Source organism: Alcanivorax sp. HI0083 (genome assembly GCF_001635175.1).
Map to the genome: position 1 here is coordinate 1 of NZ_LWFX01000925.1, position 7,095 is coordinate 7,095.

Below are 7,095 nucleotides of genomic sequence, written 5' to 3' on the forward strand. Positions count from 1 at the left end.
CCCGGCGCGGTATCGAGGCGGCGAAGGTGGTGTTTTCCGATCCAGCCCAGAGAGAGAAATTGTCCCGATACCATGATGATAAAACAGACTGGGTGTTGGCTGCCTGGATTGATACCTGGTTGGGCGAGCCGTTTCGTGACTGGAATCTGGATCGTGTGTTGGCCTCCCTGCAGCGACCCTTGCTTTGTCTTCACGGTGACGCTGATGAATATGGGTCGGTAGCCCATCCGCAGCGGTTGTGCGACAAGGCTGCGGCCGAGGCGAGTCTGGTGATTTTTCCTGGTGGTGGACATTTTCCTCACAGGGAGAGTGAGGCCAGGGTGGTTGCGGCGATCGCCCGGTTTATAGAGAAGAGAGCCTGAGTCCGGCTAAGGACACTTATAGCATCGGCACCAGCCAGTTGCCCAGCAGCAGGCTGGCGCCTCCCAGGTAGCAGCTGCCAATTAGAATCGGGTCGGATTGCAGGGTGCGTCGTCGGGCGTGGTAGTACAGTCCTGCGGCCAGCAGGCACAGCGCAGCCAGGCCAACGGTTATTCCCATTATTGTTTGCATATCAGGATCCCGGAATCGTAGCGATTCCTTGTTGTAACGCCTCTCTGACTCAATGGTCAATGGCCTGAGTCGATAGCCAGGCAGGCGGCTGGCCGCTGATTCCTCGACTCAGCCAATAATGCCTTGGGCCTGCAGGTCTGCAAATTCCGCCTCACTCAAACCCAGCTCATCACGGAGCACGGCCTGGTTATGGCTGCCCACTTCGCCACCGGGCCAGCGGGTTTCGCCGGGGGTGTCCGCCAGCCGAGGTGTAATGGCCGGGACCTTGAGCGGTTTGCCGTTGATTTCCACCTGCTGGAACAGGCCGCGGGCCTGGAAGTGCGGGTCTTGCATCATGTCGGCCACGGAATAGATGGGGCCGGAGGGCACCCGGGCTTCTTCGAGTATGGCAAGGACCTGGTCACTGGGCAGGCTGCGGCACCAGCTGTCCAGCGCGGCGTCGATGGCCTCTTCGTGCTCCACGCGACCGGCGTTGCTGGCCATGGCGGGATCCTCAGCCATATCGGGGCGGCCGGCGGCGGTCATCAAGCGTTTGAAAATGGAATCGCCGTTGCCGCCGATCACCACGAACTTGCGGTCGGCGCAGCGGTAGGTGTTGGTGGGAACAATGCCGGTGACGGTGGAGCCGGCGGGTTCTCGGATGACGCCGGCCCCATCGAATTCCGGAATCACCCCTTCCAGCAGGTTGAACACGGATTCGTAGAGGGCCACATCCACGACCTGCCCCTGCTCACTGTTCTGTCGCTCGAACAGCGCCAGCAAAATGCCCAGCGCTGCGTGCAGCCCGGCGATGGTGTCGCCCAATGACAGGTTGGGGCGCACCGGGCGCTCGCCGGGAAAGCCGTTCACATAGCGCAGGCCGCCAATGCCTTCGCACACCGAGGCGTAGCCGGGTTTGCTGGCGTAGGGGCCGGTCTGGCCGTAGCCGGAAATGCGGGTATAAATCAGCCCCGGGTTGTCGGTGGCAAAGCTGTCCGGGCCCAGCCCCCAGGTTTCCATGGTGCCCGGGCGGAAGTTCTCGATGACCACATCGGCACCCACCATCAACCTGCGAGCCAGGGCCTTGCCCTGGTCGGTTTTCAGATCCAGGGTGACCGACTTCTTGTTGCGCCCCAGGCTGCGCCACCAGAACGAGGTGCCGTCCTCATCCAGTTTGCGCCAACCGCGAATCGGGTCGCCACCGGGGGGTTCCACTTTCACCACATCGGCGCCGAAGTAGGCCAGCAGGGTACCGGTAAAAGGCCCGGCGAGTAGCTGTCCCAGTTCGATAACGCGCACCCCCTCCAGGGGCTGGCGGCGGGATGAGGGTTGAGTCATGGAGCCTCCAGGGCAGTGGTTTTAACAAGCTCATAAGCCTAGCGGATTCAACAGGGCAGTGGCAGTGGCGCTGTTGACTGTAGCCATCGGCAAGGCGAGCGAATTGTGTCAGCCATGGCCGGGCCTATACAATCCGCGGCCAGCCACGAGGAAAACCCATGACCCCGGAACGTTACCGCCGCATCTGCGACACCCTGGACCGCCGCCAGCCTGACCTGACTGTGATCATGGATGGCGTGCACAAACCCCATAATATTGCTGCCATTGTGCGTACTTGTGACGCGGTGGGGATTCTTGATGTGCACGCGGTGCTGCCCAAGAACCGGGCCCGCATGGCGGCGGGTACGGCCATGGGCTCGCAGCGTTGGGTACAGGTGCATAAGCGCGATGAAAGCACCGACGTGATCCGTGAATTGCAGGGCCAGGGGGTGCAGGTGCTGGCGGCGCATTTGTCCGATGATGCAATTCCCTACCGGGAGGTGGATTACACCCGGCCAACGGCGCTGTTGTTGGGCACCGAAAAATTCGGCGTCAGCGACGAGGTGGCCAGCGTGGTGGATCAGAATGTGACCATTCCCATGATGGGCATGGTGGAGTCATTCAATGTGAGTGTGGCGGCGGCGATTATTCTTTCCGAAGCCTGTGAGCAGCGCCGGGCGAAAGGGTTTTATGATCAGCCTCGTGTGGACGCCGCTCGCTACCACGAGCTGCTTTTCCGGTGGGGCTATGCCCGTATCGCCCGTTTATGCGACGCCCACGGCGTGCCATACCCTGAGCTGGATGAAGAGGGGCAGGTGAAAGACAGCGCCGCGCTTACGGCGCTGTTGCAGAAGACCCAGACGGAGTCGTAGCGGCGGGTTTGCTTGCCGGCTTGGTGGCGGGGGGAGCAACCGGCCCCAGCGGTGTCGCTGTGGGGGCGTGGCTCACCTGCCACTGAAAGTCGCTGGCCCCGCCTTCGCCTACCCAGGCCGGGAACCACAGGGTGTTGTCCATGGTGGCGTAGCGCAGGCGGCGGATATCGATACCCTGATCGTTGGCCAGGGTGATCATCCGGGCCAACACCTGGCCATGATGAATCTGGTCCACCGCCGGGGTGGTATCGACGATGGCCTGGTGAACGATCTGGTTGAAGGTGTCGCGGGGGATGCCGGAGAAATTCATCCGGTCCAGATCCGCAATAAAGGCATCGGCCAACTCATCCACGGTGCCGATGCGACCATCGGCTTTCAACTCAGCCAGCTTCTTGTTGACCACTTCATCGTATTTCTCGAATGCGCCGTCCTGTTCGGCGGCGGCCAGGGCCACAATGGCTTCGCCCAGGCTGTCCATGTTCTGGAAGTCGAGCTTGGGGATCGCGCCCATCAGATCAATCACCGTATCGGGAATGCCTTCGCTCTGGAAACCCAGCCGCGGGGTGGCACCGGGATCGCGCTCGTACTTGGTGGTGCTGTTGGCATCATCCTCGTAGAACATGTTCATGGTCACGCCATCCAGAAAGGCATCGAACAGGCCGTTGGGCACCACCGGCATGTGGTTGCTGAAGAACATTTCCCAGCCCTGGTTGGAATCCAGGTGTAGCCAGTCGCCGGGCAGGCGAGTGGCGTTCATGCGGGTTTCGAAGTCGCTCATGGTGCCGTCCACGATCCCGTACTGTTTGTCGTCGTAGACGGAATCAAAGGTCAGCCGGGCGCCATCCAGGTTCTGGAAATCGATGGCAAAGTGAATGCGCGGCTCACGCAGGAACATCAGGAAAAACTTCAATACCTTCATGCTGCCGATGGCGAACCGGGAGGGAATGGTCACCGACTGTTCGTAGAAATCCACCTGGAATTTCTGGCTGAAAAAGGTAGGCAGATAGGCATACCAGACCCGCGCCTTGACCAGCATGGAGGCGCGCACGGCGCCGTCACGCACGGCCAGGGGGGTGGCTTTGATGTTCTTGCGGGTATCCAGGTCCACGCGCAGGTTCTGGTTGAGGATACCGGTGCTGATATTCACATACACATTATCAAAGACATTTTTGTCCTTGTGGGGTCCCAGGCGCGGCGCCATGGACTGGATCTGGGTGAAATCCCTGGGTTCATACTCCATGCGCATCAGGGTGGTCTGGATCCAGCCTTCGTCCAGATTCACCTCCACATAATCCGCCCGTGAACGTTCGCTGTTATTGCGCACCAGATACAGATAGCGGGGTTTGTTACGCGGCGAGTCGAGACGGATTTCTTCCAGCATCTGCCCTTCGGCCAGGGTGTGCTGCGCCGGATCGAAGCGGTCCCAGCCGCCATCGCGGAACATGAAAACCAGTTCATCAAAATCGTCAAAAATGCCGGGCTCGCCTTCCGCCTTGCTGTCGTTTTCACCCTCAATCCAGATCAGGCCGGTCTTGTCGAACTCGTCGATCTGGTAGGGCACCGGAATCAGCTTGCCGGCCCGCACGGCCATTAACGACAGTTCCTCGGTGGGGATACCGTTGTGGCGGGGCAGGTCGTAGCCCTTGATTTCCATGGGGTACAGGTAGGTGAACTGGGTGGTATCCAGCGCTTTAAGGGTGTAATCCAGCTGTGCGGTGGAGATGCGAGTCAACCCGGTGGCCCAGCGGCCCATGGCACTGGGGTCGGCCTTGTAGAACTCCACGAAATGTTTGAAATAGGCGTCGGGTACGCCGTCTGTCCAGATTTCCCGTGCCTTGAGGGGGCTAGTCACACTGAGCAGTAGCGCGATAACGCCAATCCATCCCTGTCTGCCGGTCATTTTGTTATTCTCTTCGACGATTTCGGATAGGAAAAGTAGGCCCTAGAGTATGACAACAGAACAGGAAAAAGTAGGCCTCAACGCCTTGCACGAACGGCTCCACCGCGTATTACCGGCGGTGTCCCTGTCGTGCCAGGCATTGCCACAAACGCCCGCCCTGCGCCTGTGGCTGCTGGATGAGCTGTTCCCGGAGCAGGCGCTGGACCCGGAAATCGTCAACGCGATCATGGAAGAGCCGCCGTACTGGTCGTTCTGCTGGGCTTCCGGGCAGGTGCTGGCGCAGTATCTGCTGGATAATCCCGAGCAGGTGGCCGGCCGTTGTGTGGTGGATGTGGGCCCGGGTTCGGGGGTGGTCGCCATTGCCGCTGCCATGGCCGGGGCACGCAAGGTCATCGCCTGTGATCTGGACGAGGATGCGCTCACGGCCACGGCCATGAACGCCCGGGAGAACGGCGTCGAGGTGGTGCTGAGCAATGATCTGGACTCCTCCCTGGCAGAGGCGGACCTGGTGACAGCCGCAGATATTCTCTATGACCGCGATAACCTGCCGTTACTGGCTCGCTTTCAGGCTGCCGGTGCGGTGCTGCTGGCGGATTCCCGGGTGCCGGACCTGAACCCGCCGGGCTACCGGCTGCTGGGGGAGTGGCAGTCCTGTACCTGGCCGGATCTGGGGGAATCGCGGGAGTACAACGGCGTTCGTCTGTTTGCTTCGGAACCGTAGACGCTTGCGCTGGTCAGAAAAAAGTGGGTGACGCCTAATCCCCGGTACCAGCGATTGCGGGTCGGGCATTTCTGGGTGGCATCCGGTACTGGACTTTTAGCCCATCATCCCTTTTATCGATGATGCTTTCCTTGAAACAGGAGGAACAACCGTTGTTTGAAAAAACGTTGTCTACGCAAAAAAAACCAATCCTTCCCGTCGTCTGGGTGCTGACGCTGTTATGTGTTGCCTTTTCCCCGGTTCAGGCGGCTTTGCCTGCTGTCACGGCCGAAGGGGACGCGCTGCCCTCGCTGGCGCCCATGCTGGAAAAAACCTCGCCGGCGGTGGTGAATATTGCCATTGAAACCCGGGTGCGGGCGGCGCGTAACCCGTTAATGGATGACCCTTTCTTCCGTCGCTTCTTCAATATGCCGGAACGCCAGCGGCCCTCCGAGCGCCGCGCTGCCAGCGCTGGCTCCGGGGTGATTGTGGATGCTGCGGAAGGCTATGTGCTGACCAACGCCCACGTGGTCAAGAACGCCGATAATATCGAAGTCACGCTCACCGATGGCCGTGAACTGTCGGCGGAACTGGTGGGTGTGGATGAGGAAGTGGATCTGGCCGTCCTGAAACTGGAAGACGCGGAACGCCTTACCCAAATTGCCATCGCCGATTCCACTGGCCTGCGGGTCGGTGATTTCGTGGTCGCCATTGGTAACCCTTTCGGGCTTGGCCAGACCGTGACCAGCGGTATCGTTTCCGCGCTGGGTCGCACAGGGCTGGGCATTGAAGGCTATGAAAGCTTTATCCAGACCGATGCGTCCATTAATCCGGGCAACTCCGGTGGTGCGCTGGTCAACCTGCGTGGTGAGCTGGTGGGTATCAATACGGCGATTCTGGCGCCGGCTGGTGGCAATGTGGGTATCGGTTTTGCCATCCCCACCGAGATGGCCGAGAACGTGATGCAGCAGCTGATCGAACACGGTGAAGTGCGCCGCGGCATGCTCGGCGTCACCATTCAGGACCTGACGGCGGAGTTGGCGGAAGCCTTTGGTGTAGAGCGTCAGCGCGGCGTGGTGATCACCCAGGTCGTAGAAGACAGTGCGGCAGAGAGAGCCGGCCTGAAAAGCGGTGATGTGGTCACCGCCGTGGACGGCCGCCCAGTAAACCGTGCGGCGGACCTGCGTAACAAGGTGGGCATGGCGCCGGTGGGCGAAAAAGTGACCCTGAGCATCCTGCGTGACAGCAAGAAAAAAGATGTCACCGCCGTGATCAGTGAGTCATCACGGGAAACCGCTGGCGGTGAAGCTGTTTCCAAATTCCTGGAAGGCGCCAACCTGCGCGACCTGCGCAAGGGCGAGCTGCAACATGCCGACGCCGGTGTGCTGGTCGACGAAGTAGAGCGAGGCTCCCCGGCCTGGCGAGCCGGGCTGCGCAACGGTGACGTGATCATCAACGTGAACCGCCAGGACGTGGAAACCATGGACGAGTTACGCAAGGCCGTGGACGATAAAGAAGCGGCCCTGTTGTTGCGGGTTAACCGCAACGGCGGCGTGTTCTTTGTGGTGGTGCGTTAATCGACTAACCCTCAAGCTGTAGCAAGAAAGCCGGCATTAATAGTCGGCTTTTTTGTGGGCGGCCCTTATAGTAAGTTTTCGTAGGTCGACTTAGGCGTAGCCGTAAGCCGACAATCTGTCTTCTTTCTGGCTGCGTTGTTGGGCGTCGGATTACGGCCTTCGGCCTCTCTGTGCCCTTGGGTAAATCCGACCTGCTTT

7 protein-coding genes are annotated in these 7,095 nt (G+C 60.4%); 4 read left to right on the forward strand and 3 right to left on the reverse strand.

Going from position 1 to position 7,095, the window contains the following annotated elements; genetic code table 11:
- Nucleotides 1–362: alpha/beta hydrolase (locus A3754_RS27650; protein WP_197468604.1), on the forward strand; the 362-nt coding region annotated here is incomplete at its 5' end.
- A 16-nt stretch (nt 363–378) separates the two neighbouring features.
- On the opposite strand, the gene A3754_RS26610 is transcribed toward A3754_RS27650, so the two are convergent.
- Both A3754_RS26610 and A3754_RS09955 read right to left on the reverse strand, forming a co-directional pair.
- Entirely contained in the window at nt 379–540 is a 162-nt protein-coding gene (locus A3754_RS26610; RefSeq protein WP_156496940.1) for a hypothetical protein, read from the reverse strand.
- Nucleotides 541–660: 120 nt separating this feature from the next.
- Nucleotides 661–1,869, reverse strand: coding sequence for a CaiB/BaiF CoA-transferase family protein (locus A3754_RS09955; RefSeq protein WP_063519548.1), 1,209 nt, complete (start codon nt 1,867–1,869; stop codon nt 661–663).
- A 158-nt stretch (nt 1,870–2,027) separates the two neighbouring features.
- Between A3754_RS09955 and trmH the strand changes: the two genes are divergently transcribed.
- Nucleotides 2,028–2,720, forward strand: coding sequence for a tRNA (guanosine(18)-2'-O)-methyltransferase TrmH (gene trmH / locus A3754_RS09960; protein WP_063519549.1), 693 nt, complete (start codon nt 2,028–2,030; stop codon nt 2,718–2,720).
- On the opposite strand, the gene A3754_RS09965 is transcribed toward trmH, so the two are convergent.
- Complete coding sequence (locus tag A3754_RS09965) at nt 2,683–4,620, reverse strand: hypothetical protein (RefSeq protein WP_063519550.1); 1,938 nt, start codon at nt 4,618–4,620, stop codon at nt 2,683–2,685. The genes trmH and A3754_RS09965 overlap by 38 nt on opposite strands.
- 49 nt (nt 4,621–4,669) lie before the next feature.
- Here A3754_RS09965 and A3754_RS09970 point away from each other — a divergent pair, with 49 nt between their 5' ends.
- The gene (locus A3754_RS09970; protein WP_063519551.1) at nt 4,670–5,341 is read left to right on the forward strand and encodes a methyltransferase; all 672 of its coding nucleotides are present in this window, start codon (nt 4,670–4,672) and stop codon (nt 5,339–5,341) included.
- 119 nt (nt 5,342–5,460) lie between these two features.
- The gene (locus tag A3754_RS09975; RefSeq protein ID WP_082872372.1) at nt 5,461–6,897 is read left to right on the forward strand and encodes a DegQ family serine endoprotease; all 1,437 of its coding nucleotides are present in this window, start codon (nt 5,461–5,463) and stop codon (nt 6,895–6,897) included.
- The last annotated feature ends 198 nt before the right edge of the window (nt 6,898–7,095 follow it).

Excerpts from the sequence above, each read along its gene's own strand:
- A3754_RS09965 (WP_063519550.1), bottom strand. The coding sequence starts at position 4,620 with ATGACCGGCAGACAGGGATGGATTGGCGTTATCGCGCTACTGCTCAGT.
- A3754_RS09975 (WP_082872372.1), top strand. The coding sequence starts at position 5,461 with ATGATGCTTTCCTTGAAACAGGAGGAACAACCGTTGTTTGAAAAAACG.
- A3754_RS09970 (WP_063519551.1), top strand. The coding sequence starts at position 4,670 with ATGACAACAGAACAGGAAAAAGTAGGCCTCAACGCCTTGCACGAACGG.
- A3754_RS09955 (WP_063519548.1), bottom strand. The coding sequence starts at position 1,869 with ATGACTCAACCCTCATCCCGCCGCCAGCCCCTGGAGGGGGTGCGCGTT.
- trmH (WP_063519549.1), top strand. The coding sequence starts at position 2,028 with ATGACCCCGGAACGTTACCGCCGCATCTGCGACACCCTGGACCGCCGC.
- A3754_RS26610 (WP_156496940.1), bottom strand. The coding sequence starts at position 540 with ATGGGAATAACCGTTGGCCTGGCTGCGCTGTGCCTGCTGGCCGCAGGA.